This is a genomic window from Thioalkalivibrio sp. ALRh (assembly GCF_000381425.1).
In the GTDB taxonomy this organism is placed as follows: Bacteria; Pseudomonadota; Gammaproteobacteria; order Ectothiorhodospirales; family Ectothiorhodospiraceae; genus Thioalkalivibrio.
Window position 1 is genome coordinate 1,341,513 of the sequence record NZ_KB906519.1, and the last position, 25,790, is coordinate 1,367,302.

General features: G+C 66.8%; 29 protein-coding genes and 2 tRNA genes. 6 read left to right on the plus strand and 25 right to left on the minus strand.

Features of this window, described 5'->3' with window-relative positions; genetic code table 11:
- Positions 1-63: 63 nt before the first annotated feature.
- On the plus strand, positions 64-1,386 hold the full coding sequence (locus F791_RS0106385) for a DEAD/DEAH box helicase (protein WP_019592364.1): 1,323 nt from the start codon (positions 64-66) through the stop codon (positions 1,384-1,386).
- Positions 1,387-1,428: 42 nt separating this feature from the next.
- Here the strand turns inward: F791_RS0106385 and F791_RS0106390 are convergent.
- The 3 genes from F791_RS0106390 to F791_RS0106400 all read right to left on the minus strand — a co-directional run bounded on the left by F791_RS0106390 (position 1,429) and on the right by F791_RS0106400 (position 2,169).
- Positions 1,429-1,504, minus strand: a tRNA-Thr gene (locus tag F791_RS0106390).
- A 69-nt stretch (positions 1,505-1,573) separates the two neighbouring features.
- Positions 1,574-2,011 carry a Fur family transcriptional regulator gene (locus F791_RS0106395; RefSeq protein ID WP_019592365.1) on the minus strand — a complete coding sequence of 146 codons (438 nt, stop codon included), beginning with the start codon at positions 2,009-2,011 and terminating at the stop codon, positions 1,574-1,576.
- Between the two features lie 84 nt (positions 2,012-2,095).
- Positions 2,096-2,169, minus strand: a tRNA-Gly gene (locus tag F791_RS0106400).
- A 65-nt stretch (positions 2,170-2,234) separates the two neighbouring features.
- Between F791_RS0106400 and thiS the strand changes: the two genes are divergently transcribed.
- Genes thiS through trmB form a run of 3 tightly spaced genes read left to right on the plus strand, consistent with a single transcriptional unit; the run spans position 2,235 to position 4,022 of the window.
- Positions 2,235-2,441: a sulfur carrier protein ThiS gene (thiS, locus tag F791_RS0106405; protein WP_012983827.1), complete on the plus strand. Its 207-nt coding sequence runs from the start codon at positions 2,235-2,237 to the stop codon at positions 2,439-2,441.
- Positions 2,442-2,484: 43 nt separating this feature from the next.
- A complete protein-coding gene (locus tag F791_RS0106410; RefSeq protein ID WP_012983826.1) occupies positions 2,485-3,291 on the plus strand; it encodes a thiazole synthase in 807 nt (268 codons plus the stop codon).
- A gap of 2 nt (positions 3,292-3,293) precedes the next feature.
- Positions 3,294-4,022: a tRNA (guanosine(46)-N7)-methyltransferase TrmB gene (gene trmB, locus F791_RS0106415; RefSeq protein ID WP_012983825.1), complete on the plus strand. Its 729-nt coding sequence runs from the start codon at positions 3,294-3,296 to the stop codon at positions 4,020-4,022.
- Between the two features lie 6 nt (positions 4,023-4,028).
- Here trmB and F791_RS0106420 read toward each other — a convergent pair whose 3' ends face one another.
- The 9 genes from F791_RS0106420 to F791_RS0106460 form a co-directional block, all read right to left on the minus strand.
- On the minus strand, positions 4,029-5,369 hold the full coding sequence (locus F791_RS0106420; RefSeq protein ID WP_019592366.1) for an MFS transporter: 1,341 nt from the start codon (positions 5,367-5,369) through the stop codon (positions 4,029-4,031).
- Positions 5,370-5,520: 151 nt separating this feature from the next.
- A complete protein-coding gene (locus tag F791_RS0106425) occupies positions 5,521-6,591 on the minus strand; it encodes a homoserine O-succinyltransferase (RefSeq protein ID WP_018174970.1) in 1,071 nt (356 codons plus the stop codon).
- Positions 6,591-7,442 (minus strand): hypothetical protein, encoded by an 852-nt coding sequence (locus tag F791_RS0106430; protein ID WP_018139464.1) that lies wholly within the window; start codon positions 7,440-7,442, stop codon positions 6,591-6,593. The genes F791_RS0106425 and F791_RS0106430 overlap by 1 nt, the downstream gene beginning before the upstream one ends.
- Positions 7,443-7,455: 13 nt before the next feature.
- Positions 7,456-7,596 carry a hypothetical protein gene (locus F791_RS13770; RefSeq protein WP_196799362.1) on the minus strand — a complete coding sequence of 47 codons (141 nt, stop codon included), beginning with the start codon at positions 7,594-7,596 and terminating at the stop codon, positions 7,456-7,458.
- A 30-nt stretch (positions 7,597-7,626) separates the two neighbouring features.
- The gene (locus tag F791_RS0106440) at positions 7,627-8,190 is read right to left on the minus strand and encodes an isochorismatase family protein (protein ID WP_018993274.1); all 564 of its coding nucleotides are present in this window, start codon (positions 8,188-8,190) and stop codon (positions 7,627-7,629) included.
- On the minus strand, positions 8,187-9,539 hold the full coding sequence (locus F791_RS0106445; protein ID WP_018995022.1) for a TolC family outer membrane protein: 1,353 nt from the start codon (positions 9,537-9,539) through the stop codon (positions 8,187-8,189). Before F791_RS0106445 ends, F791_RS0106440 begins: the two co-directional genes overlap by 4 nt.
- 120 nt (positions 9,540-9,659) lie before the next feature.
- Complete coding sequence (locus F791_RS0106450; protein ID WP_018139460.1) at positions 9,660-10,316, minus strand: protein-L-isoaspartate O-methyltransferase; 657 nt, start codon at positions 10,314-10,316, stop codon at positions 9,660-9,662.
- A gap of 133 nt (positions 10,317-10,449) precedes the next feature.
- Positions 10,450-11,682: a multifunctional CCA addition/repair protein gene (locus F791_RS0106455; protein WP_018139459.1), complete on the minus strand. Its 1,233-nt coding sequence runs from the start codon at positions 11,680-11,682 to the stop codon at positions 10,450-10,452.
- 16 nt (positions 11,683-11,698) lie between these two features.
- Complete coding sequence (locus tag F791_RS0106460) at positions 11,699-12,661, minus strand: complex I NDUFA9 subunit family protein (RefSeq protein ID WP_018139458.1); 963 nt, start codon at positions 12,659-12,661, stop codon at positions 11,699-11,701.
- A 107-nt stretch (positions 12,662-12,768) separates the two neighbouring features.
- Here F791_RS0106460 and F791_RS0106465 point away from each other — a divergent pair, with 107 nt between their 5' ends.
- A complete protein-coding gene (locus F791_RS0106465; protein WP_018995025.1) occupies positions 12,769-14,136 on the plus strand; it encodes an NAD-dependent succinate-semialdehyde dehydrogenase in 1,368 nt (455 codons plus the stop codon).
- Between the two features lie 24 nt (positions 14,137-14,160).
- Here the strand turns inward: F791_RS0106465 and F791_RS0106470 are convergent, their stop codons facing one another.
- The 7 genes from F791_RS0106470 to dksA all read right to left on the minus strand — a co-directional run bounded on the left by F791_RS0106470 (position 14,161) and on the right by dksA (position 19,160).
- Complete coding sequence (locus F791_RS0106470; RefSeq protein ID WP_018139456.1) at positions 14,161-14,574, minus strand: HIRAN domain-containing protein; 414 nt, start codon at positions 14,572-14,574, stop codon at positions 14,161-14,163.
- Between the two features lie 74 nt (positions 14,575-14,648).
- Positions 14,649-15,179: an MOSC domain-containing protein gene (locus F791_RS0106475; RefSeq protein ID WP_019592367.1), complete on the minus strand. Its 531-nt coding sequence runs from the start codon at positions 15,177-15,179 to the stop codon at positions 14,649-14,651.
- Positions 15,179-16,147: a YafY family protein gene (locus F791_RS0106480; protein WP_018993270.1), complete on the minus strand. Its 969-nt coding sequence runs from the start codon at positions 16,145-16,147 to the stop codon at positions 15,179-15,181. The genes F791_RS0106475 and F791_RS0106480 overlap by 1 nt, the downstream gene beginning before the upstream one ends.
- 19 nt (positions 16,148-16,166) lie before the next feature.
- Positions 16,167-16,592 (minus strand): hypothetical protein, encoded by a 426-nt coding sequence (locus F791_RS13690; protein ID WP_155987372.1) that lies wholly within the window; start codon positions 16,590-16,592, stop codon positions 16,167-16,169.
- 208 nt (positions 16,593-16,800) lie between these two features.
- On the minus strand, positions 16,801-17,448 hold the full coding sequence (locus tag F791_RS13475; RefSeq protein ID WP_081622282.1) for a DUF1826 domain-containing protein: 648 nt from the start codon (positions 17,446-17,448) through the stop codon (positions 16,801-16,803).
- Complete coding sequence (gene zigA, locus F791_RS0106490; RefSeq protein WP_019592368.1) at positions 17,445-18,695, minus strand: zinc metallochaperone GTPase ZigA; 1,251 nt, start codon at positions 18,693-18,695, stop codon at positions 17,445-17,447. Before zigA ends, F791_RS13475 begins: the two co-directional genes overlap by 4 nt.
- Positions 18,696-18,758: 63 nt before the next feature.
- Positions 18,759-19,160, minus strand: a complete 402-nt coding sequence (dksA, locus tag F791_RS0106495) for an RNA polymerase-binding protein DksA (RefSeq protein ID WP_018993267.1) — start codon at positions 19,158-19,160, stop codon at positions 18,759-18,761.
- 115 nt (positions 19,161-19,275) lie between these two features.
- On the opposite strand from dksA, the gene folE2 reads away from it, so the two are divergent.
- Positions 19,276-20,220, plus strand: coding sequence for a GTP cyclohydrolase FolE2 (folE2, locus tag F791_RS0106500; RefSeq protein WP_081622285.1), 945 nt, complete (start codon positions 19,276-19,278; stop codon positions 20,218-20,220).
- A gap of 253 nt (positions 20,221-20,473) precedes the next feature.
- Here the strand turns inward: folE2 and F791_RS0106505 are convergent, their stop codons facing one another.
- From F791_RS0106505 to F791_RS0106530, 6 genes are all read right to left on the minus strand, one after another.
- Positions 20,474-21,334 (minus strand): class I SAM-dependent methyltransferase, encoded by an 861-nt coding sequence (locus F791_RS0106505; RefSeq protein ID WP_019592369.1) that lies wholly within the window; start codon positions 21,332-21,334, stop codon positions 20,474-20,476.
- Between the two features lie 40 nt (positions 21,335-21,374).
- Positions 21,375-22,145, minus strand: coding sequence for a metal ABC transporter permease (locus F791_RS0106510; RefSeq protein ID WP_012983799.1), 771 nt, complete (start codon positions 22,143-22,145; stop codon positions 21,375-21,377).
- Positions 22,135-22,743 (minus strand): ATP-binding cassette domain-containing protein, encoded by a 609-nt coding sequence (locus tag F791_RS0106515; protein WP_018993264.1) that lies wholly within the window; start codon positions 22,741-22,743, stop codon positions 22,135-22,137. Before F791_RS0106515 ends, F791_RS0106510 begins: the two co-directional genes overlap by 11 nt.
- An 89-nt stretch (positions 22,744-22,832) precedes the next feature.
- Complete coding sequence (locus tag F791_RS0106520; protein ID WP_018174956.1) at positions 22,833-23,759, minus strand: metal ABC transporter substrate-binding protein; 927 nt, start codon at positions 23,757-23,759, stop codon at positions 22,833-22,835.
- Between the two features lie 86 nt (positions 23,760-23,845).
- A complete protein-coding gene (locus F791_RS0106525) occupies positions 23,846-25,153 on the minus strand; it encodes a hypothetical protein (protein ID WP_018993263.1) in 1,308 nt (435 codons plus the stop codon).
- 127 nt (positions 25,154-25,280) lie between these two features.
- Positions 25,281-25,787 (minus strand): DNA-deoxyinosine glycosylase, encoded by a 507-nt coding sequence (locus F791_RS0106530; protein ID WP_019592370.1) that lies wholly within the window; start codon positions 25,785-25,787, stop codon positions 25,281-25,283.
- Between the last annotated feature and the right edge of the window lie 3 nt (positions 25,788-25,790).

The window sequence follows — 25,790 nt, forward strand, 5'->3', positions numbered from 1 at the left end:
CCGGCTGCACGGCTCTTACTATCGACGATGATCGCCAGACAGTTCAAGTAATAGAGGATTCACATGACCGATCCCGCGCAGGAAACGCCCCGCTTCGACCAGCTCGATCTGCCCGAGGCCGTACAGGCGGGCATCCGCGCCACCGGTTTCGAGACCTGCACGCCGATCCAGGCGCTGACCCTGCCCATTGCGCTGGCCGGGCGGGATGTCGCCGGGCAGGCGCAGACCGGTACGGGCAAGACCGCGGCCTTTCTGATCGCCACCTTCAACCGTCTGCTGCGCCAGGCGCCCGCGCCCGATCGCCGGGCGACCGATGTGCGCGCCCTGATCGTCGCCCCGACGCGTGAACTCGCCATCCAGATCCACAAGGATGCCGAGATGCTGGGGCGCGAAACCGGGCTCAAGCTGGCGCTGGCCTATGGTGGTACCGGTTACGACAGCCAGCGCGAGCAGCTGGAGGCCGGGGCCGACATCCTGATTGGTACGCCGGGCCGGATCATCGACTACTTCAAGCAGAAGGTGTTCGGGCTCGGGCACACCGAGGTGGTGGTGCTGGACGAGGCCGATCGCATGTTCGATCTCGGTTTCATCAAGGACGTGCGTTTCCTGATGCGTCGCTGCGCGCCGGCCAGCGAGCGGCTGTCCATGCTGTTCTCGGCCACGCTGTCGCTGCGTGTGATGGAGCTGGCCTACGAGCACATGAGCAACCCGGAAAAGGTCCAGGTCGAGGCCGAGACCCTGACCGCGGATCGCGTGCGCCAGGTGATCTACTACCCGGCGAACGAAGAAAAAATCCCGCTGCTGCTGGGGCTGGCGCGCGATCTCAAGCCGGAGCGGGCCATCGTGTTCGTGAACACCAAGCACGGGGCCGAGAAGGTCTGCGACTGGCTGAACGTGAACGGGCAGAAGGCCGCGCTGCTCTCGGGTGATGTGCCGCAGAACAAGCGCTCGAGCCTGCTGGAGCGCTTCACCGCAGGCGAGTACACCTTTCTGGTGGCGACCGATGTCGCGGCGCGCGGACTGCACATCCCGGCCGTGACCCACGTGTTCAACTTCGATCTGCCGCAGTCGGGCGAGGACTACGTGCACCGCATCGGGCGCACGGCGCGCGCCGGGGCCGAGGGCGACGCCATCAGCTTCGGCTGCGAGGACTCGGCGTTCTACCTGCCGGACATCGAGTCCTATCTCGGCGAACGGATCCCCACGGAGACCGTGGACCCCGCAGCCCTGTTCAGCGACCCGGTGCGCCCCAAGCCGCGCCCGCGCAAGCCGCGCGACGACCGGCGCGGCGGCGGTGGACGTGGCGGTGTGCGCGGATCGGGTAAACCGTCGGGCGGCGGCGGGCACCGCCATCGCAGCGGGGGCGGCAAGCCAAAAGGCTCCTGAGCCGTTCTGCGAACAGGCGCAAGAGGGAACAGGGAGGGGAAATGGTGCCGACGGCAGGAGTCGAACCTGCGACCTATCGATTACGAATCGATTGCTCTACCAACTGAGCTACGTCGGCGAAGCGCGCCATAATAGCGGGGGTGGGGCTCGACAACAATCCCGCGCGACCGGCGGCGCGGGTTCCGGATCAGGCCGTGCGCTCGCTGACCCGAATAATCACGTCCACACCCAGCAGCTCTTTGCCTTCCGGCAGCGGGGGCAGGTGCGAGATATCGACCCGTGCGGGATCGACGTCTTCCAGCTCGCCGGTGTCGGTGTGGAACAGGTGGTGGTGCGGATTCAGGTTGGAGTCGTAGAAAAGCTTGGTCGGGTCGATCACGACCTCGCGCACCAGGCCCTTCTCTGCGAACAGCTTGAGCGTGTTGTAGACCGTGGCCTTGGAGACGCGCGACGAATGCTGCATCAGGCGGCCGAGGATTTGTTCGGCGCTCAGGTGCTGATGACGCGCGAACATTACGCGTGCGATCTCCACGCGCTGCTCCGTCGGAGAGATCGTGTGTTCGCGCAGCAACGCGCGGGCGTCGTCGACGTCCAGCAGATTCGGATTGTCAGATGTAGCAGACATATTCCGGACAATATAACAGCTGCTGGATCGCGTCCAGATCACGTCAGTCCGATGGGGGTCCGGAGGCGCAAGCCTCTGATAGAATGGAGCGGGTGATGGGAATCGAACCCACATTAAGAGCTTGGGAAGCTCCCGTTCTACCATTGAACTACACCCGCTTGAGTCGGCGATTGTAGGTCTTGTTGGCCTCCGGCTCAACGGCAAATTGACCAGTCGAAGAACTATGCAGATTCAGCTGAACGGCGAACCCTTCGAACTCCCCGAAGATGGCGAGGCCACCCTGGCTGCGCTGATCGAGGCGCGTGGCCTGGGCGGTCGCCGCCTGGCAGTGGAGGTCAACGAGGAGCTGGTACCGCGCAGCGAGCACGCCGCGCACCCGTTGCATCCCGGCGATCGCGTGGAGATCGTGCAGGCGATTGGGGGCGGTTGAGTCCGAGTCGCCGTCCGTAACTACTTTCAACGAAGGAATCACCATGACCGAATCGGCCGCCGCGTCTGCCGACGACCTCTTCCGCGTGGGTTCACGCGAGTTCACCTCCCGTCTGCTGGTGGGCACAGGCAAGTACCGCGATCTCGATCAGACCCGTGATGCCATTGAGGCCAGCGGGGCGGAGATCGTCACGGTCGCGATCCGCCGCACCAACATCGGCCAGAACCCGGACGAGCCCAACCTGCTGGACGTGATCTCGCCGGAGCGCTACACGCTGCTGCCGAACACGGCCGGCTGCTTTACCGCCGATGACGCGATCCGTACCTGCCGCCTGGCGCGCGAGCTGCTGGACGGGCACAACCTGGTGAAGCTGGAGGTCCTGGGCGACGAGAAGACCTTGTACCCGGATGTCTTCGAGACCGTGAAGGCCGCCGAGACCCTGGTCGCCGAGGGCTTCGACGTGATGGTCTACACCACCGACGATCCGCTGCTGGCGAAGCGCCTGGAAGAGATCGGCTGTCTGGCGATCATGCCGCTGGCCGCCCCGATCGGCTCCGGGCTGGGTATCCAGAACCGCTACAACATCCGCGAGATCGTCGAAAACGCCAACGTTCCGGTGCTGGTCGATGCCGGCGTCGGCACGGCCTCGGATGCCGCAATCGCGATGGAGCTGGGCTGCGACGGGGTGCTGATGAATACCGCCATCGCGGCTGCCGAGGACCCGGTGATGATGGCCTCGGCCATGCGTCACGCGATCATCGCCGGGCGTCAGGCCTACCGTGCCGGGCGCATGGCGCCGCGCCGCTACGCCTCGGCCTCCTCGCCGCAGACCGGCCTGTTCTTCAGCTGAGCATGAGTGAGTCTGCTGATTCTGCCTCCGAGGACAAGCCCTTTTACCGGCGTATCCGCAGTTTCGTGCGCCGCGAGGGGCGGCTGACGCCGGGCCAGCAGCGTGCGCTGGACGAGCTGTTGCCGCGCTTCGGGCTCGCGCTGCCGGAGCCCGCGGCACCGCTCGACCTGGCGGCCGTCTTCGGCCGCGAGGCGCCGGTCACGCTGGAGATCGGCTTTGGCGACGGCGAGAGCCTGGCCGAGCAGGCGGCGCAGAACCCGGGGCGCGATTACATCGGCACCGAGGTCCATCGCCCGGGCGTGGGTCACCTGCTGCGCGAGGTGGAGCAGCGCGGTCTGACCAACGTGCGCGTCTCCGACCACGACGCCGTGGAACTGCTGGAGCACTACATCGCGCCGGCGGCCCTGGACGGGGTTCAGGTGTATTTCCCCGATCCCTGGCACAAGAAGCGCCACCACAAGCGCCGCCTGATCCAGCCACCGTTCGTGCGCCTGCTGGCCTCGCGTATGCGCCCGGGCGGGCGGCTGCACCTGGCGACCGACTGGGCCGAATACGCCGAGCACATGATGGCGGTACTGGAAGAATGCGCGCCGTGGTTCGAGCCGGATGGCCCGGTGCCGGCCCCGGGGCGGCCGCCGGAACGCCCGGTGACCAAGTTCGAGCGGCGCGGCGAGCGGCGCGGCCACGCGGTGGCCGATCTCCTCTACAGGCGCACCGACGCCGAGGCCTGACGGGCCTCAGGCCTCGCCCATCCACCAGGCGCTGACCGCGCCGGCCAGGCTCATCAGGGCGAGCACGAAAATCGCGACCTCGGTGCCCGCGAGCTGGGCCAGCAGCCCGAACAGCCCGCCCACGAGCAGCAGCGCGCCGATCACGGTATTGCTGACGGCGGTGAACGCGGCGCGGGTCTTCTCGGTGGCCATGTCCACCAGATAGGTCTTGCGCCCCAGCCGCACGCCGGCATGGCTGACCCCCAGCAGGAAGAACAGCAGCGCGTAGACGACCCCGCCCGGCACCAGCGCCGAGTCGGTATCCACCGGCGCGAACCAGACACCCAGGGCGACCAGGATGCCGAGCCCTGCGGCCAGCAGGCCCGAGAGAATCAGTACCCAGCGGGAGGAACGATCGGACAGGCGTCCCCAGACCGGGGCGCTGACCGCCGAGGCCAGCCCGCTGGCCAGGATCAGCAGCCCAAGCGTGCCCAGATCCCCCGAGGTCGCATCTTCGGCCAGCAGCACATAGAACGGCAGCGCCAGGGCCGTGCTCATCAGCAGCGCGCGGGTGAACACGAAGTGCCCGAACGCGCGGTCGGTCCACAGCAGGCGTACCGAGGACAACGCCTGGGTGATCGCGTTGCCGCCGCCCTCGGTGGAGCCCGGGGCCTCGTGCAGGCGCGTAAAGGTCGCGGCCGCCACCCACCAGGCGCCGGCGGAGGCGGCCAACAGGGCGACGAATATGCCAATACCGGCATCCTCGAGGTTCGCCAGGGTCAGATAGACCCCCAGCCCCAGCGTGAAGAAGCCGGCCAGCGAGGCGGCATAGCCCATCACGGTGCCGCGGCGCTGCTTGGCAATCGTCTTGCCGAGCACGTCCTTCGAGGCCACCGAATTGATCCCGCGCGCCAGCGCGAACACGGTCAGCAGCCCGAGGATCGCCCAGCCCGCCGCCGCGCCCTCCAGGGTCAGGGCGACGGTCGCCATCCCGGCGACCGCCAGCCCGGAGAGGACCGAGCCCAGGATCCAGAACCCCTTGCGGATGGCGCGGCGGCGAATGGAGGCGGCGACGAACAGCTGCGGGAGCAGCGACCCCGATTCGCGGATCGGGACGAGGAAGCCGGCAAACGCGGCCGGGGCGCCTAGTGCCCCCAGCAGCCAGGCCAGCACCAGCCGCGCCGAGGCCAGCTCGTCGCCAATCTTGCTCAGCGTGTTGGAGACCAGGTGGACGAAGAAATTGACCGGCTGCGCGCGGCAGGCATCCTCCGGGATGTCCTTGCAGACGCGCGCGTCCTCTTCCCCGGCGATGGCCTCGTACAGGTGCAGGATCGGACGCGGCAGCTTTTCCGAATCAGTCTCGGCCATCGGTATCCCTAGTTACGAGGAGATCCCCCCGCGCTGTCATTGCGAGGAGCGAAGCGACGAATCCATCGATTCTCGAAACAACCGGCCCCGCGGCCCTGCCATCGTAAGGAGGCTGCCTCGTCACCTCCTCGCCATGAGGGGCAGAGCCGGATTAGCGCCGCCCGGCGAGCGGGTCGTTCGGGTCGACGCTGTCGCGAAACGGCTTGCGCCGGTCGAGGTTCGTCAGCTGGTAGACGTTGCCCAGCCAGTTGTTCATCACCGCCAGTGCGGTGTCGTGCCAGGTGTTGTCCAGGCGGTCGAGCAGCAGTGCCTCCGGCAGTGCCGGGATCTCGGTGCAGTGCTCGACCGCGACCTGCACATGCTCGCGGTGCTCGTCGAGGATCGCCGCCGCCTGCGGCAGCAGGTAGTTCTCCGGCAGGGGCGGATAGCTCTCGCGCTCGCCCTGGATGTAGCGCACGACCTCGCGCTTGTACTCCTTGAGCAGGCTGATCGAGTCGTACTCCGGATGCCCCTGGAAGAAGACCATGCGGAAACCATCCGGTGATGCACCCAGATGGATGCCGGACTGCTCGCTCTCCACCAGTACACGCAGGCCGTGGCGCTCGAACTGCTCGCGCGAGACGTCGTTGTAGCGCGAGTGTGGCACGTCGAAACGCGTGTTCACGCCGGTGACCAGCGGGTGGCCGCGGTCCACCACGCGATGCGGGAACACGCCCCACAGCTTCTCGCCCATGTGCACGCGATGCTCGCCGTAGCGGGCCTGCAGTACGGCGTGGGTGGCAAGGCAGGAGCACAGCGTGGAGGTCACGTTGTCCCAGGCCCAGTCGACGACCTCCGCCAGGGGCTCCCAGAACGGCTCCAGCGCCAGATCGGGCTGGGTCACGTTGGCCCCGGTGATGATCAGCGCGTCGAGGCCATCCTTCTTCAGATCCTCGAAGTCCTCGTAGTAGTGCTTGATGTGATCGCGCCCCTTCGGCCCGCGCTTGAGTTGCGGCAGGGTAAAGGGATGGATGTAGAACTGCGCGATCTGGTTGCTCTCGCCAATCAGGCGGAAGAACTGGCGCTCGGTGGCCGCCAGGGCGGCGTCCGGCATCATGTTGAGCAGCCCGATATGCAGCGCGCGGATCTCCTGCTGCTGGGCGAAGTCGCTGGGCAGTACGGTCTCGCCTTCGCTCTTCAGGCGGGCGAAGGTGGGCAGGTCGGAGTGGGCAACGAGAGGCATTACAGTCGCGCCTCCCGCTCCAGGGCCATGCACACCAGGTCGTCGAAGTCCGCGGCGTTGCGGACCTGCGCGAGCTCGGTGGTGCTGATGGTGTAGCCGTGTGCCTCCGCGATTGCCTCGTAGCGTGGCAGGCGCGCGCGGAACAGGCGCGAGAACACCCAGCGCACAAAGGCGTCCGGGTCGATCTGGGCGACATAGTCCAGCCCCTCGTCGCGCATGTACTCGGCAAGCTGCTGGTCGAGGAAGGCCTCGCGGTAGTACAGCGGCTTCGGGTCGCGTTCCGCGCGCTCGATCAGCTGGCGCTCGTCTTCGTCAGTCGCCTTGATGTAGAGGATCAGCGTGTGCTCGGCGAGGGTCTCCAGGACGCCGGGGCTGTCCAGTTCGCAGACCGAGCCGCCGGCGTCGTTGACGAAATGCGGATAGCCGAACAGCGTCTGCGACTTGTGGATGAAGTCCGGCACGTCGAGCATCGCCTGCACCTCGGACTCGTGGTGCAGGTTCTGGCGGCGCTTGAACTCGGTCAGCGGCAGGCCGCCCTGTTCCGGGTTGCCGAGCTTGCCGAGGAAGCTCGCGACCGGGTGCAGGTTGTCCACCGTGATGTTGTTGATGATCTGGATCGAGTCCGAGCGCAGCAGGTCGCGCAGAAACGGCACGGCCATCGCCTGGGCCTTGATGTTGTCCAGGATCGGTTCGCTCAGGTAGCGCGTGCCGATGCGGTAGTCACCCGAGTAGTGGAACCACTCCTCGCGTCGGAGCATGTTGGACAGGCGCGTCTTGCCGACACCGGACATCCCCAGCAGGGTGATCCGGCGATGGTCCAGTTGGCGGTATTCTTCGGGCGAAAGGCGCATGTCCGGGTTTCGTTTAACGTCGCAGGATGAACAGGATACCCGCGATCACGGCCAGACCGCTGATCACATAGTGGTCGTACTGAAACTGCAGCCCCAGCAGGCCGCGCAGGCCGAACAGGATCAGCCACGCGCCCAGCAGAATGTTTCCTAGCATGCGCATCCCTGCGTTTCTCCCCGTCTATCGTTAGCGGATCAGTTGACTGAGCTCGCGGAACTGCGGGTCGGCCGCGTCGCGCAGCCACTCGAACAGTACCGATTCGTGGTTCGTGATGATCGCGCCCGCCGCGCGCAGTCGCTCCAGTCCGTTGCGCTTGCGCGTGGCGTCGCGCGAGCAGACCGCATCCTCGACCACGAACACGGTAACACCTGCGTCCAGCAGTTCCAGGGCCGTCTGTGTGACGCAGATATGTGTCTCGGCGCCGGTCAGGATGATCTGGTCGCCGCCGGTCAGGCGCGCGTGGAGGTCGTCTTCCGCGCAGCAGGAGAAGGCCGTCTTGTCGGTCAGCGTGCCATGTCCGTCCAGTGCCTGCTGCAGGCTCGCGGTCACCTCGCCCAGCCCCTTCGGATACTGGCGCGAGACCTCGATCGGGATGTCCAGCTTGCGCGCGGCCTCGACGAGCCGTGCGGTGTGGCGTTCCACCGCATCGCGTTCGCTGTCCGGCATTGCGGCCAGCAGCCGCTCCTGCAGGTCAATCAGGACCAGGCGGGAACGGGCACGGTCGCAGCGGGCGCGTGGATCGACGGTCATCGCTCCAGCAGCTGGTTGATCGACTCCAGGTCCGCGACGCTCAGGCGGCCGGCGGCGCGCTGCAGGCGCAACGAGTCGGTCAGGAAGCCGTAGCGGGCCTCGGCGTAGTCACGCTCGGCGCGGAACACCTCGCGCAGGGCCAGCAGCACGTCGACCTGGGTACGCGTGCCGACCTCGAACCCGGCTTCGGCCGACTCGAAGGCGGCCTGGGTGGAGATCAGTGCCTGCTCCAGGGCGCGCACGCGCGAGCTGTTCGCGATCACCGACAGATAGGCATTGCGCGTGTCCTGGGTGGTGCGGCGTTCAACGAGCGACTGGCCTTCCTGTGCGGCCTGGAAGTCCTCGCGGGCCTGGCGGGTCAGCGCGCTCACGCGCCCGCCGGTATAGAACGGCACCTCCAGGCGCACGCCCACCTGGGCCTCGGTGCCTTCGTTGAACAGGGGCCCCACGCCCTGCGCGCCAGCGCCGCCGTCATCGATACCGTGGAAACGGTTTTCGCTGACCGAGGCGTTCAGGTTCAGCCTTGGCTGGCCCTCGGCGCGCTGACGCTGGATCTGCTCGCGGGCGGTCTCGGTGGTCAGACGCTGGGCAGCCAGCTCCAGGTTATTTTCCAGCGCGATATCGACCCATGCCTGGGCATCGGCCGGTTCTGGCGGGGTCAGTTCGGCATCCTCGCGCAGCACGTCGAGTTCGTCCCAGTACGTATTGGTGATTACCGCGAGTTGTTCGCGCGCCACGTCCAGCTGGTTCTCCGCGGCGATGCGTTCGGCCTCGGCGATGTCGCGCTGGGCCTGGGCCTCTTTCACGTCGGTGCTGGCGATCAGGCCCACCTCGAAGCGGCGCTCGGTCTGTTCCAGCTGGCGGCCGATGGCCTCGAGCTCCGCCTCGCGAAAGGCCAGTGTCTCTTGTGCAACCAGTACATCGAAGTAGGCCTCGGATACCCGCAGGATCAGGTCCTGGCGGGCGGCGTCCAGTTCGGCCTCCGCGCGCGCAATCTCGAGATCGGCCTGGGTCAGTTCAATGAAATTGCGGCGGTCGTAGAGGCTCTGCATCAGCGATACGCCAAAGCTGGTCTGGCGTCCGTCGAAGCTGTCCTGGTTGCGATAGTTGTTGTAGAAGGCGCCGGCCTCGGCGTCACCGGTGATCTGCGGCAGGAACGCGGAGCGCGCGATCGGGCGGTTCTCGAGCACGCTGCGGTACTCGGCCTTGGCCGCGCGCAGCTCGGCGTCTTCCGTCGCGGCGCGCTCGTAGACCTCAAGCAGGCTGGCGGCCGGGGCCGGACTGGCCACCAGCAGGGCGATGCCGGCAGTCGCCAGCGTGGAAAAAATACGTTTGACGGACCGGTTCATGGGCGCGGCTTCCTGAATAGACAGGGAAAGCTCCATCGTAGGGAAACACCGGGCAATGTGCACGCGGACCCGTGTTTCTGCGATGGAGACCCCGGCGGGCGGACGGCCGGGGGTGGGAAGTCAGAATTCGAACGCGGGTTTCGGTTCGAAACCGACCAGCGGCTCCACACGCGTCTCGAACAGCACGTCGTGGCGGACGCTGTCCTCGGTGGTGCGGGTAATCAGGTTGGCCTGCATGATCGGGCCGTCACCGGTGATCACGAACAGCCGGCCACCCAGGGTCAGGTAGCGTTCGAGGAAGTCGTTGTATTCGGTCATCGCGCCGGTCAGCACGATCACGTCATAGCGCTCGCGCGGCGGAGCCCACTCGGGGGTCACGGTGGCGGTGCGCAGGCTGGCGTTCTCCAGCCCCAAGTCGACCAGCGTATTGCGCGCATTCAGACGCAGTTCGTCGATGCGCTCGATGGAGTCGACGTGCGCGGCCAGGCGTGCCAGGCAGGCGGTGACATAGCCGGAGCCGGTACCGATCTCCAGCACCGTCTCGGTCGGCTGCGCGGCGGCGGCCTGCAGCAGGCGGCCGATCACCACCGGTGGCAGGGTGTGCGCGCCATGGCCGAGCGGGATCTCGGAGTCGGCGTACGCCAGGGCCTTGTAGGCGTCCGGCATGAAGCGTTCGCGTGGAAGCGTTTCCATCACGTCCAGTACACGCATGTCCAGCACGTCCCAGGGACGGACCTGCTGTTCAACCATGTTCATCCGGGCCAGGGCGAAATCCATCGCGGAGTCCTCGAGTACGTCAATAGCGGCGAAAGAGTACGTTCGCACGCTCGTCCAGGCAAGTTGCTGTAGGAGGCCAGCCCTCTGGCCGATGGGCCCGGACCGACAGCCGATCGGCCAGAGGGCTGGCCTCCTACGGGTTCGGGGCGGTGTGGAGGGCATCCTCGATCGCCCGGATACGCGCACGCTCCAGGGCCTCGCCGAGGGCCTTGCCCTTGTGCCCCTCGGCCATCAGGGTCTGGACGTCGACCCCCTGCGCGGCCGCCACGGCGCGGCGCACCGCATCGGCCTGGGGATAGGGCTTGTCCTGCCAGCCGGTGCGCCCGCGAAAATCTGCCTCCACCGCGAGCAGGAAGGGCTCGACGTTGTCCGGCCGGCGCAGGGCATCGAGCCCGTCTACGAGTTTCATCACCGTCTTCGGGCGCAGCTCGAAGACCCGGTGCACCAGTCCGTGATAGCGCGCGACCCGCACGGCCAGTTCGCGGTAGCGGTTGGGGATGCGCAGGCGCTCGGCCAGTGCGCGGATCAGTACGACCCCGCGCTCCTCGTGGCCGTGGTGGCTGGGCAGGATCTCGGGGTCGGTGTTGCCCTTGCCGAGGTCGTGGACCAGCGCAGCGAAGCGGACCTCCGGGGACTCGGACAGGCGGGTGGCCTGGTCCAGCACCATCAGGGTATGCACGCCGGTATCGATCTCCGGGTGGTAGCGCGCCGGCTGCGGGACGCCGAACAGGCATTCGATCTCGGGGAACAGGCGGGCCAGCGCCCCGGCCTCGCGCAGCACCTCGATGAAGCGGCGCGGGGCCGGGCTCTTCAGGGCCTTTTCGCACTCGGCCCAGACGCGCTCCGGTACCAGCGCATCGACCTCGCCGGAGGTGACCAGCTCGCGCATCAGCTCCCGCGTGTCATCGGCGACCCGAAAGCCCCATGGCTCCAGTTGTGCGGCAAAGCGGGCCACGCGCAGCAGTCGCACCGGGTCCTCGGCGAAGGCGGGCGAGACGTGACGCAGCAGGCGCGCCTCGAGGTCGGCCTGGCCGTTGTAGCAGTCGATCAGATGGCCGTCGGCGTCCTCCGCCATCGCGTTGATGGTCAGGTCACGCCGTTCGAGGTCGGCCTCCAGCGTGACCTCGGGCGAGGCATTGAACTGGAAGCCGTGGTAGCCGCGCGCGGTCTTGCGCTCGGTGCGCGCCAGCGCATATTCCTCGTGCGTCTCGGGGTGCAGAAAGACCGGGAAATCCCGCCCCACCGGGCGGAAGCCGGCAGCCTCCATGGCCTCGGGCGTGGAGCCCACCACCACGTAGTCGCGTTCATGCACCGGGCGCCCCAGCAGCCGGTCGCGCACCGCGCCCCCGACGAGATAGGTCTGCATGGCGCCCGCGCGGCCGCTAGCCGCGGTCGACCTCGCGGGTATGGGTGCGCAGGGCCTGCTTGCGTGCCTCGATGCCGCCACCGAGGTACTCCGGGGCGATCGCCTCGAGGCGCGTCGGGCAGGGCAGACGGGACTCACCTTCGCAGACGCTGTCGATGGTCAGCGAGGCGAAGTTGTCGCGCGACAGCGGCTTGCCGGGCACGAACTCGAACACGCTGGCCTGCAGCTTTCCGGCCCAGTCGGGGAGCGCGATGACCGGGCGGCGGTGGCCGATCAGGCGGCCGACATAGCGCACCAGCTCTTCCAGGCTGTAGGTCTGCGGACCGCACAGCTCAAAGCCTTCGCCGAAGGTCTCCGGATCCTCCAGGGCATCCACGAAATGCTCGGCGACATCGCCCACGTAGACGGGCGCGAACTCCGCGTCCGCCCTTGCCAGCGGCATGAACGGCGAGATCTTCAGCAGGGTGGCGAAGCGGTTCAGGAAGGAGTCGTCGCGCCCGAAGATCACCGACGGACGAAACACCGTGACCGGGAACGCATCGCAGGCGAATACCAGCTGTTCAGCCTCGCCCTTGGTGCGCAGGTAGTGGCTGGGCGGGTTCTCCATGTCGGCCTTCAGCGCGCTCATCTGCAGGAAGCGGCGCACTCCGCAGCTTTCGGCGGCCGCCAGGGCCTTCTGCGTCAGTTCCACATGCGCGGCGCGAAAGCCCGAGCCGTTGCGGCCGCGCTCGTTCAGGATGCCGACCAGGTTGATCACCGCGTCCTGCCCCGCAAAGACGCGCTCCAGCGTGGCCGGGTCGTGGGCGCTGCCCTCGACCAGATCGACCTCGGGGTTCACCAGCAGGTCACGGTGGCGGTGCGGGCGCCGCGACAGCACGCGCACGCGGATACCGCGATCGATCAGGCGGCGGATGATCTGGTGGCCGACAAAGCCGGTGCCGCCGAGGAGGCAGACAGAGCGAATCGAATCAATCGACATGGTCCCAAGGTCCTTCCGAAAGCCAGTGGGGCTGGTCTTATACTCGGGTGACTGTCAATCTTCAAACCGGGTTCCGCAAGCGCCCTTTAAACTTCAGAGGCCTCGACATGACCGACCTGACCGCGATCAATCCCGCCACTGGCGAAACACTGGCCCGGTACCCGCGGATGGGTCCCGAGGCCCTGGAGGCCGCGCTGGCGCGGGCGGCCAGCGCCCAGCAGGACTGGGCGGCGCATCCGGCTTCGGTACGGGCCCAGTGCCTGCGCGATCTGGCTGCCGTGCTGCGGGATCAGCGCGAGGCGCTGGCGCGCACTGCCACTCAGGAGATGGGCAAGCGCCTGGTCGAGGCACGTGCCGAGGTCGACAAGTGTGCGAATGGCTGCGAGTACTACGCCGATCGCGGTCCGGACTTTCTCCAGGACACGATGATCGCCTCGGACGCGAGCCGCTCGTTCATCGCCTGGCAGCCACTGGGCACCGTCCTGTTGGTCATGCCCTGGAACTTCCCCTACTGGCAGGCCTTTCGTCAGGCGCTCCCGGCGACCCTTGCCGGCAACACCGTGCTACTCAAGCATGCCTCCAATGTCCCAGGCTGCGCCGAGCACCTGGAGCGTGTGTTCACTGAAGCCGGTCTGCCCGAAGGCGTGTTCCAGAACCTGCCGGTCGGGTCGGACGCGGTAGAGGGCATCATTGCCGATACCCGCGTGCAGGGCGTGAGCCTGACGGGATCGGAAAGGGCCGGGCGCGCGGTGGGCGCGGCTGCGGGCAAGGCGCTCAAGACCTCGGTGCTGGAACTGGGCGGCTCCGATGCCTTTATCGTGCTGGCGGACGCCGACCTCGACCATACCGTCGAACAGGCGGTGCGCGGGCGCTTCCAGAATAACGGCGAGACCTGCATCGCCGCCAAGCGATTCATCGTTGAAGAATCGATCGCGGACGCCTTTGTGGAGCGATTTCGGACGGCCATCGAGGCGCTGGTAATCGGCGACCCGATGAGCGACGACACGAATATCGGGCCGCTGGCGCGCGACGACCTGCGTGACGAGCTGCACGACCAGGTCCGGCGCAGTGTCGCCGCCGGCGCGCGGCTGGTTACCGGCGGCGAGCCGCTCGAGCGGGCGGGCTACTTCTACCCGCCCACGCTGCTGGACGCGGTCGAACCGGGTATGCCCGCCTTCGACGAGGAGACCTTTGGCCCGGTCGCCGCGGTGACCCGCGCACGCAACGCGGATCACGCGATCACGCTCGCCAATCGTTCGCGTTTCGGTCTGGGCGGCAGTGTCTGGACCGCCGACCCGGTACGTGGCGAGGTCCTGGCCCGGCGCCTGGAATGCGGCTGCGCCTTCGTCAACGGCATCGTCAAGAGCGACCCGCGCCTGCCCTTCGGTGGGGTCAAGGACTCGGGCTACGGCCGCGAACTCTCCGAACTCGGCATCCGCGAGTTCCAGAACGCCAAGACGATCTGGGTGGGATAGCACCACCCTGGCCAGGAGCGTCCTCTAGTGCGCGGGGGCGCTCCGGGGGCGGGCGCGGTACAGGCCGAGTTCCAGGCGGCTGTGGCGGTCGGCGTGATCACGCTTTTCCAGGATGCGGGCCACCAGGGGCTCGTCGCGGTCCAGCAGCTCGGCGGCCAGGCCGTTGCGGTCCCGTGGCAGGTAGCCGAGTTGATGGTCGACCCAGTCGATGGCGACGGCCTTGTCGTCGTGGGGGTTCAGCCGCTCCCGGCGCAGGGTCAGGGCCTGGCCGCGCTTCAGGGCGTTCCACAGCTTCGGCGCATCGTGGTGGCGAAAGCCGGCCAGCGGGATGGTCTGCAGCAGTTCCTCGGTGGTGGCGGTGGCGCTGTAGCGCCCGCGCTTGGCGTAGTAGCCGCGCAGGGTGGGGATCGGGCGGGCCTGCTGGGTCTTGTTTGGCATTTCGGACTCCCTGTGGTCTGGATCTTGGGGTCCGTTGTAGCACTGGGGGTGGCTCACAGAATGAGCCACCCCCGTTAATCACCTCTTGAATGCCCCTGGGCGGCCTCCCAGTGCACGGTGTCGCCACGCCGAATGGTGCCCGGCCCCAAGGGCCGCAGGCAGATACCGCTGTCCTGGCGCAGGGCCCCCGCGAGGTTGTAGCCGACCACCTGGTTGAGCCAGCCGCAGGGCGGGCGCGGCCGGGTGATGGCGAAACGCACGGCACCGATGCGCAGGATCCCCGCGCGCGGGCTGCGTCGGAGGCCGCTGACCACGAGGTTGCGGCGGTGGTCGCCGGACACCGGGGTTGCGGGCTGGCGCAGGCGGCGCGCCCGCCGCGTGGCGCGCTCCATCTCGGCGCTGCAGATGAGGGTGACGGGGCAGGCTTCCACCGTGTGCCAGTGGCCATGTCCGGTGGCGTAGCGATCTCCGGTCAGGCCCGCTTCGGTGACATCCACGGCGGCGCGCTCGCACATGGGTGCGCCGGCCTGGTCGGCGATCCAGATCGCCTCCAGTCGGCCGGAGGCGGTGGTGGATTTGCGGTGGGCCAGCCAGCGGCGCAGCATCAGGACGAAGCCGGGTATTGCGCAGCGGCCTCGTGCAGCGTGGCGGCGACGCGGGCGCGCAGGGTTTCGGGGGCCAGGACCTCGACCCCGGCGCCGTGGCGCAGGATCTCCTGGATCAGCTCGGTGGGATCCCCGAAGGGGACTCGCAGATGGTAGTGCTCGCCTTCGAAGTGGCCGGTCTGGTCCGGGTGCCAGGTCTCGTCCGCGACCCAACGCGCGTGTTCCGGGGTGAAGCGCAGCACCGCCCATTCCTGCGCGGGACCGGTGAAGATGCCGAAGGCCGCGCCGGTGTGGGCATCCAGCGTGGACTCGTCAATATCGCGGTAGGTGCCCTCGGCCGGGGCTGACGAACGGATGCGTTCCAGGGCAAAGGTGCGCAGGTCCTGTGCCTGCTCGCACCAGGCGATCAGATACCAGTTGTCGCGGTAGTAGAGCAGGCGTTGCGGGTGCACGACGCGACGGGTCGCCGTGTCGCGGGCGCGACCGTGGTACTCGATTGCGATTGGCTGTTCGTCCAGCGTGGCGGCGGCCACGGCCTGAAAACCCTCGCTTCGCCCGCCCCGCTGCGCCAGCGGCTGGATGCGGATGCGACGACGCACGGCGTCCGGCTGGTGTCCGCCGCTGGCGAGCAGCTCGCGGATGCGACCCTTCAGTGGGCCCAGCGTGGGCGCCAGCAGACCCGGCTGCACGTCTTCCAGCAGCTGCTCCATGGTCAGAAGCGCCAGCAATTCGGATTCGTTGAACCACAGCCCCGGCAGTTCGAAGGCCGGGGCGTCCTGCCCATATCGGTAGCCGTTGGCCTGCGGGTCGTACTCAATCGGCGCCTGCATGAAGTCGCGCATGTACTCGAGGTCGCGCTTGATGGTGGCGCGCGAGACCTCGAGCCGTTCCATCAGGTCCGCCAGTGACGGCGGGCGCCGCGCCTGCAGCAGGCGGTGCAGATGAAAGATGCGTTCGGCGCGGTTCACCGGGTCAGCAGGGAGACGGTCATGTTCGGAACGCTAAGCGTAAATGCGGTCTTTTCGCAATGCTGTGGGCTTGATGGTGGGTCGGAGCGCTCCCGGTCGAGCCGATGACCTGGAGGTTTCGTGCACGGCGTTCGGAGCGATGTGTGTCTTCGCAGGCCGTTAATTGTGCAAGGGGGCACGGCGATGTCGATGAAGCTTCGCGTTGCGAATTGCGCCGACAGACGGTCAGCCCTTCCAGGCATGCTTCCAGCATGAGCTCCCGAATCGTTTCATGTTCGGACTCCCGGGAGCGTGGCCCGCAGCAGTCATCTGGTGCGACTGTGCCGGACTCGAACAGGTGGTGCAGATCCTCTCCCTGCCACTCGGCGATGACGCGGCGTGAGGCGCTGTCGATGATCCGCAGCGAAGGGTGGGTGCGTTCCAGCCAGGCATCCAGTGTGAACATCCGAGACCTCCTAAAGTAAATGAGAAGCGTTCGCAATTGAAGGTTGAAGAAAGACAGCGCACGGGTCAAGTGGCTTTCCGGGTTTCTGTGAAAAATTCAGACCCATCCGCCTCTCGGGTTGCCAAGGGAGAGATGCTGCGGCTCCTGCCGCTCGCGCCCAGGAGGTTGTTTCAGTGGGGCAGGCCCCGCGCGATACCGGAGACAATCGTCATGGATAGTCCAGACGGAGCGCGAGGCGGCGTTGGCCGGGGGGAATAGGGGGCGATCGATGCACCGCACCGCGCCCATTTTCCGACGAGTAGCGTTTGCCCTTCATCAGGATGGCCTGTCCAGCTTCGGTGATTAACGGAGAGCGCCCGCCTAGCACGCCCTCGTTGTCGTTCTGTTGCAGTCGTTCGCGGTTCAGGTGTCGCTCGTCCGCGTACTCGGTGCTGGGCCCGACGTAGGTGCACAACATCCGAAGGACATTGTTGTCCACATGGAACAAAGGGCAGGGCTGGTGATCGAGGACTTCGAGCTGAATCCTGACGCTGACCGCGCTCGCAACGATGGCGAATGCATGGGCGAGATGTTCAATGTCCCGGCCCAGCAGATGGACCTGGAATGGGGGCTGTCCGGTGGCTTCCAGGAGCCGGAGCCGTACCTGGTCGGGACGGCAGCGGGTATCCAGCAGCATACCCGGCTCGGTACTGGCCAGGGCTTCCGACTGAGTTGACAGGGCTGGACCCAGAGATCGCCTCCAGATCAGGGCATTGACCTCTTCACGGTGGATGCCCAGGAGCTCCCGGGCCTGGTCGACGAAGCGGTGACGGCTGGAAGGCCCTGGGCGATTCGCGGGTTGATTCTCCGGACTCATGCGGATGAAACCTCTCGGGTCCGGGATTCTTCCGGCGATCCCTCGGGCTCGTCCGAAAGGCGCCAGACCGGAAACGGGTCTTCGAAGTACTGCCATTGCTGCGGGCCCGCCGCCATTTCGTCGTCGGTGAGCAGGCAGGCATCGAGACGCTGGCGCATGGCGTCTGCGTCCATTTTTATACCGATCAGTACGATCTCCTGGCGGCGATCGCCGAAACGTTCGTCCCATACTGGCGCTATGGCCGTGTCCCACCAGTCCTCGTTAGTGGGACGTTTCTCCGGCGGTACGGCGGCCCACCAGAAGCCGGCGGCGTGATGCGTCAACGCGCCGCCGGCCTGCGACAGTGTGCCGGCCCAGTCCGGGCGCGAGGCCAGCCAGAACCAGCCCTTGCTGCGGATCACGCCGGGCCACTCCTGGTGCAGCAGGTCAAAGAAGCGGGCCGGGTGGAACGGGCGATTCACCCGATACACGATGCTCGAGATCCCGTATTCCTCGGTTTCCGGCGTGTGTCCGCCCATCATCTCCTGCGCCCAGCCAGCGGCCTGCGATGCGCGGTCGAAGTCGAAGCGGCCGGTGCCCAGAAGCAGTTCGAGGGGAACGTTGCCATGGGTGGCCTCGATCACATGCGCTTCGCGGTTCAGGCCGCGGACCACGCCGCGAACGGTCGCGAGTTCATCGGGCGTCGCGCGGTCTACCTTGTTGACGACGATGACATCCGCAAACTCCATTTGATCCACCAGGAGGTCAACGACGGTGCGCTCGTCCTCCTCGCCCAGTGATTCACCACGATCCCCGAGATAGTCGGTGGAGGCATAGTCCTTCAGCAGGGCGCCGGCATCGACGACAGTCACCATGGTGTCGAGGCGGGCCACATCATCCAGGGACTGCCCGTTCTCGTCGCGGAAGGCGAAGGTGGCGGCAACGGGCATGGGCTCGGAAATGCCGGTGGATTCGATGACCAGGTAGTCGTACTGCCCGGATTCGGCGAGGCGGCGTACCTCCACCAGCAGGTCGTCCCGCAGCGTGCAGCAGATGCAGCCGTTGGTCATCTCGACCATACGGGCATCGGTACGCGTGACGGCATCCTGGCCGCCGCGTACCAGGGCGCTGTCGATGTTGATCTCGCTCATGTCGTTGACGATGACCGCGACGCGCAGCCCCAACTGGTTGTGCAGGATGTTGTTCAGCAGAGTGGTCTTGCCGGCGCCGAGAAAGCCGGAGAGGACGGTGACGGGAAGACGTTTCATTGCTACCTCCAGGGGAAATGCTCGGGCCGCTGGAGCGCGCCCGAGTCGAATGGGGATGCGGCCTCAGCGAACGATTACGTGCTCGGTCTTTTCCTGGCGTTCCTTGACTTCGATGCAGAGGGTCGCCGTGGGACGCGCCAGCAGGCGTGGCAGGCCGATGGGTTCACCGCTCACTTCGCAGTAGCCGTATTCGCCGGTCTGAATACGATCCAGGGCCTGGTCGATCTTTCGCAGCAGGCGTCCCTCGCGTTCCTGTACACGCATGGAGAGGAGCCGGGACTCCTCCATTGCAGCGCGGTCCAGTTCGTCCGGGGTGCGCTCGTTGTCGAGCAGTCCATCTCGGGCACCCTCGATGTCGGCCAGGATCTCGTCGCGCATTTCGAGCAGGCGCTCGCGGAAGTACGCGAGTTGGGCCTCGCTCATGTAGGCCTCGGCAGGCATGGCCAGCAGTTCGTCGCGGGTCATGGGGTTCCGTCGGTTGCGCTAAGGATGTTATACCATAACGTTTCGATTGAGCCCCGACAACACGGATCGGCCACCGTCCTGTGATGGGGTCGACCCGCCTGCAACAAGGTGTCTTATGTCCTCTACCTGTGTGTCTCCGGTCTCACCGGATACGGAAACCTCCGCGACCGATCCGCTACCGGATATTGCCGCGTCGGCTGCTACGCACGCCTCCGCACTCGACTGGGTGGGTATGGAAGACATCACCCTTCCGCTGTATCTGACCGGCCAGCCAGTGGTCGCCCGGGCCAGCGCGGGGGTGAGCCTCGATGACGCGGGCGCGCGCGGTATCCATATGTCACGGCTCTACAGGGCCCTGCGGCAGCTGGAGTCCCGCGAGCTGGACGTTGCGCGGCTGTGTGATGTGCTCGAGGCGTTTCTGGCTTCGCACGGTGGCCTGTCCAGCGTGGCGGAGGTCCGTCTTGCCGGGGAGCTGCCGCTGGAACGGCCGGCCCTGGTCAGTGCGGCCGCGGGCTGGAAGCGCTACCCGTTCCGGATCGCTGCACGCAGCGAGTCCGGGGCTGTGTCCCTGGAACTGGAGGTTCAGGTGGGCTATTCCTCCACCTGTCCCTGCTCCGCCGCCCTGGCGCGGCAGGCGATCCAGGAGCAGTTCGACCGCGACTTCACACGCTCGGCCGTGGATGCGGCAACCGTGCGCGAATGGCTGGGCCGGGCCGAGGGGATTGTCGCGACGCCCCATAGCCAGCGCAGCGAGGCAACCGTTACGGTCGGTCTGGATCCGCTGATATCGACGCTGCCCCTGCCCGATCTGATCGATGGTGTGGAACAGACGCTGGGCACAGCCCTGCAAACGGCGGTGAAGCGTGTCGACGAGAAGGCCTTCGCGCTCGCCAACGGCCGTAACCTGATGTTCTGCGAAGACGCCGTACGGCGCCTGGACAGCACCCTGCGCCCGGAGTACTCCGCCCGCGGCTATCGCATCCACGTTCGCCATCGCGAGAGTCTGCATGCGCATGACGCGGTCGCCCGTGTTGAACGAAGGGTGACCGACCGTCGCTGAAGCCGTCGGCCCGTTGCGGACCGGCATGCCTGGCGGTGACGACGATGCATAAAAAAGCCGCCGGATTGCATATCCGGCGGCAACGCTTACGGAGGTTGGAGAGACCAAAGGCAGAAAGCCGCCTTTCGTCCTGGCGACACACAGCTGTCCGGGCTGCGCATCTAAATGAGAATCAGACGCAACTGTGTATTGGTGTCAACATGCTCGGTCAGTAATGCTGTGTGCCGTTTGGTGAGCCGGTATCGGCTTGAGGCTACTCCGGGTTCGGGAGGGTCTGATGAGGCTGCAGCGGGTCGTGCAGGCCGCGATGCCGGTCGGCCATCGGTTCGGCCACGATCAGGTAGTCTGCGCCGTGTTTCAGCCCCTCCTGGCTGCGGGCCAAAGGCAGGGCGCGTTCACGCAGGACCTCGATCTGGTGGTGCATGGCCTTGGCCAGACCCTCGTCGCTGAAATGCGGCAGCTGCCGCAGGCACAGGTCGAGCTGGCCGTTGATGAACCGTTCGCGATAGTGGATGGGAAAATAGCGGACATCCAGAACCCGGAATCCCGCGATTCCAAGCTGGCGCATGACCCAGGATGATGGGTATTCGCGATAGGGCCGGTTGCCCGCAATCAGCAGGCAGGCGTCACGCAGGCGTCCGATCTCCCTCACGAGCGCGCCGGCTTCATCTTTCGGTTCCACCAGCACGTAAGGTTCGACGCCCACCAGATACAGCCGGTCGCCCACGTGCGGCCGCAACCGGTGCAGGGCGCGGTCCTGCCAGTAGGGCGCGAAACCTTCGATGGCCCCGATAAAGTAGTCCAGCAGCACCGTGTCAAAGCGTTCACCGAACAGAAGCTGATCCGACATCCAGTTGCCGACCAGGATGCGGTCCTGCCGGCGCCGCGCCGTGCCCGCCGCCTTGCGGGTCGTGCGCGCCATCTCCTGGGAGGCTGTTACCGCCGTCCAGCGCTCGGTGTCCAAGTGGCTGATCCACTCGATGGACTTGCGACCCGTCCCGGCATCAAGAAAGCTGCCCCAGGGCTGGTCGCCCTGCGCCTTCTCGATGGCCTGGAAAATCGGCGAAGTGCCATTCGCACTGGTGGATGACGAGTGGGCGGTGTTGGATGTCATGGCGTCAGTCGTTGCTTGCGGTGGGGTGGAACGCGTCGGGTCAGCGCAGCATGGCGGCGAGGCGGGCGCCGAGCGCGAGCATGACGTTGACCAGGACCAGCACCGGTGCGAAGGGCTGATCCAGCGGCAGGCTGATGGTCCAGGCGACAAGGAACCCGAACAGGGCGATGCCCTGCGTCCAGAGCACCAGCCCGGTGAGGTTGCGTGCGAGCCAGGCTGCACCCCAGGCCGGCAGTAGCAGGGTGGCCAGGGCAGCCGGAAGTCCCAGGACCATGCTCCCCAGAACGATAGCGGCGACTAGCCAGACGATTTCGCCGAGATGCTGCCAGACAGCCGGCCTGCTTGCCGCCGACACATCCGGTGCGATCTGCGCATGCAGCCATACGCGGAGGAGCACCGGGACCATCAGGAGGGTCAGCAGGCTCAGACCGGTCGCCGCCCAGAGCTCATTGGGGCCGGCAAAGTAGAGCTGGCCTTCGGCCCAGGCAGCGGCCGCCAGGCTGGCCTGAGCAAAGTTGGCGGCCAGTAGCGTGACCGCCGCCAGGCCGGCGAGGAAAACGGCCAGGGGCAGGCGTTCCCGATCCCGGCTGCGCTGCAGCAGCACCATGATCCCGCCACCCAGCAGCAGCGCCACGGGTAGCACCGGCCAGTGCAGGACCGAGGCGAGAACCCCGCCCACGGCTGCCCATTGCCCCAGGGCCAGCGCCTGCCAGACCGATCCGCGCAGGAACAGACCGGCCCCGGCGAGCGCCAGCACCATGGTGACGAGCACGCCGGCAATGAAGGGTGTCAGCAGCAGGTCACCCGGCATCCAGGTAATCCGCAAGTGGATGGTTCTCCAGGCCGAGCGCCTGCAGGAATTCATCGTCGTGGCTGGTGATCAGCATGCTCGTCTCGGCCGGGACCGCCCTGATCAGTTCCACCGCGTCGGCACGGACCTCGGCATCCAGATGGTTGGCGGGTTCATCCAGCAGGATCAACCGCTGCGCCGACGAGTCTTCACCTCGGCTGGTCAGCACGGCGGCCAGACGCAGAAGTTGCCACTGACCGCCGCTCAAGCGGTCCAGCCGCCGATTCAGCAGGGCCCGAACTCCTTCATGTTCGGGCACGCTGGCCCCCATCGCGCGAAGCCAGTCGTCTCCAGACAGGGGCCAGGGCTGCGGGCGGGCGTGGTCCTGAGCCAACAGGCTGGGTCGCGTACGGGGGGCGAGTTCAAAACGCCCGCCGTGAACGCGGGCCTGTCCGGTAATGGCTTTCAGCAGTAGCGATTTGCCCACCCCATTGGGTCCGGTCAGGGCCCAGCGGGCACCTGCCGGGATCTCCAGGGACAAAGGCCCGATCACCGGACGGTCGAACCCGAGGAGGGCCGACTGGGAGTGCAGGATGGGCGGGACAGGCTCGGGTGGCATGCAGGTTCGTAAGAATGGGGCGGTGGCCAATGATAACGGACCCGGAAAGTGGCTTTCCGGGTCCGTCGTGACAGCGGCTTCTGCTTTCTTCAGCGCTGGGGCAGGGCCTGCGCCCAGGTGCTCATCAGTTCGAGGTAGCCATCGAGGCCGGAGTCCGCCGGCGGATCCAGTGGTACGGCATGCGTCGGCCAGCCCAGGTTCCGTTCCAGGAATTCCGCGCCGCGAGGCGGCTGGAACTCGGCGTACAGGACAGTGCCCTCGGTGCCTTCGAGATCGTCCACGAGGCTGCGCAGATGGCGCGCGGTGGGCGGGATCCCCGGCGCCGGTTCCAGATAGCCGACGATCTCGACTGGCAGCCACTCTTCCAGATAGTCGAGGTCCTCGTGGTAGACCACGATGCGCTGGTCAGGCTCCACGCGCTCGGCCAGCTTCTCGGCGTGTTCGCGCAGGCTTTCGGCGGCTGCCTCTGCACGCTGCACGAAGGCCTCGGCGTGATCCGGCCGCAGTTCTCCCATGCGCTGTCCCAGTGCCAGGGCGAGTTCGGCCATACGCAACGGGTCGGCATTGAAATGCGGATTGCCCTCCTCGTGCACGTGGCCCATGTTCGGCCCGTCCATGGTGATGGAACGGCGCAGTTCGACCTTGTCGGCCGCGCGGAAGTGGCCCGGCTGCCCCGAGTTGATCGCGCGGTTGTTGGCGCCGCGCTGGGCGGCGGGCAGCCAGCCTTCTTCCAGACCGGCACCCAGTTCCAGCAGCATGTCGGCCCGGCGCAGGGCGGCCATGAAGCTGGGGCGGGCATCCAGGTAATGTGCGTCGCGGTCCGGCGGCGCGAGCACGCGGACCTCGGCCTCGTCGCCCCCGATCTCGCGGGCCAGGGCACCGAGGCTGGATGTAGTGGCCACGATGTTCAGTCCGGCAGCCGCCTGCGCGGGTAGCAGGATGAAGGTGAGTGCGGCCACCGAGGCAACGGCGGCGAGGGTCCGGGTGATACGGGTGCGAGTCTTGCTAAAGGACATGCGGGACTCCTGGTGATTTCGGGATACGGATGGGGCCGACAGGGCATCAACGGTCCTGCCGACCCTGGACGACGACGCGATACTGATCAGAAGCGGTGGGCGCCGTGCGCGCCGAGCGCCACGTTCAGTTGCAGCATGAATTCCAGCCCGCGGTCGCGATCACCGTGCTCGTCGACGAAGTCGTTCTGCGACAGCTGCGCGCGCAGGAATACCGGCTCCACGGGGCGGAAGGTCACCTGAGCGGTCTGACGGTATGAGGTGCCGAACGACTCGCCATCACCGCGGCCGACGTCGTTGGTCAGGCCGAGGGCCTCGGCGCGCAGGCCGGCCTCCCAGCGCGGGGCGAAGCCGTATACGCCCTGGACGTAAAGGCCATCCTGTTTGTTTTTGAAAGACTGTTCGTTGCGGACGAAGCCTTCCGGTCCGTTGCCATCCGCTTCGAAATTCACATCGCGCCGGTCGACATCAATCTCACGGTAAAAATACTCTCCCTGCAGGCGCCAGTCGCCGTGGCCATAGGCGCGGCCCGAGCTGTATTTATAGACGGCGTCTAGGCCGGCGAACCAGGCGCTTCCATCCCAATCTTCGAAACGTGTGGAGTGCTCGTCGGTCTTCTGGAAGCTGCGCGCGTAGCCGCCGGAGATACCGAATTGGGCGGCATGGTCGGGGCCCAGGTCCGGGCCGAATTTGGCAAACGCGGTAATCAGTCGTGGTCCGGAACGATCACTCAGGATGCGCTCCTGACCATTCCGAGCCGACTGGCTGCCTTCATAGTTCGCGATACCGCTGGTTTCGCCTTGCAGCAGTTCCACGCCGAGCTGGGTGTAGGTCTCGGTCGGGGCGAGCCAGGTGGCCTGGACGCCGGTTTCCTGCAGGCCGTGATCGCCGAACAGGTATTCGTTGACCAGCGGGCGGTCGACGAAGTCCCAGTCATGGACGTGGCGGCTGTTGATGTAGCCGATGTCCGACAGGAATTTACCTGCCTTGACCTGGAAGCCACCGGGCAGGGCGCGGGTGGTCAGGTAGGCCTCTTCGACTTCAACATGGTCCTCGTCGAAACCGATCATCAGCACGCCATCGAACAGGTCGCCGAGGTTGGCTTCGAAGACCAGTTCGTTGTGCCCGAGGTTGAAGCCGTCGTCGAACCCGTGGTCATGCCCGTGGCCGTGGTCGTGCCCATGGTCATGGCCGTCATCGAAGCCGGCCGGGTCGCTGATACCCCGGGACATCTCGTTGTAGTAGACCCCTTCCAGGATCAATGAGATATCCAGCCCCCAGTTGCGGTCTCCCGCGCGCGTCTCCCACTGCTGGGCGGTGGCGGCGGTCGGCACGGCGAGTGCCAGGGCGGTCAGTCCGCCCAGGGCGGGACGGAGCAGGTGTGTGTTGTGCGGCATGACGGACTCCCAAACATGTACAGACACGCCGAAGGCCTCAGCGTGAATAAATTGTTATATCGTTACACGACGATGTCACGTTATAAGATAACGTTTTGGGGCGCAACCCCGACGGCGGCCGGAGGGACTACAGGTGCCTGAGAATCCCGGCGCTTGTCAGCGCTTCGGCCCAGGCCTCGAGCTTGGCCTCGAAGCTCCAGCGGGCGTTGGCCGGACTGGTCGATGGCAGGCGCAGGGCCTCGACGCCGAGTGCCCGGGTCTCGTGCAGGCGGCGAGCGCTCTCCGCGCCGTTGTGCAGGACAAGGCGCAGCCCCGGCGCTTCCCGTGTCAGCCGAGTGAGGTCATTGGGTGCGGCGGCACGGATGGCGCTGTCCAGGCTGCCCTCGCGCCGACAGGTGCCGTAGACATCCCAGAGGCCGATGCGGTGCGTGAGCAGGCGCCGGATGCGCTCGGGGTATTCAAGGTCGGGGAAGGGCTCGCCGAGGATGGCGGCCATGATCGGCCAGAACTGGTTGCGCGGATTCGCGTAGTACGCCTGTGCCTGGAGGGAGGCCACGCCGGGGAAGCTGCCCAGCACCACCGCACGGGTACGGGTGTCCAGGACCGGGGGAAACGCCTGGAGGGTGGCGGGCACGGC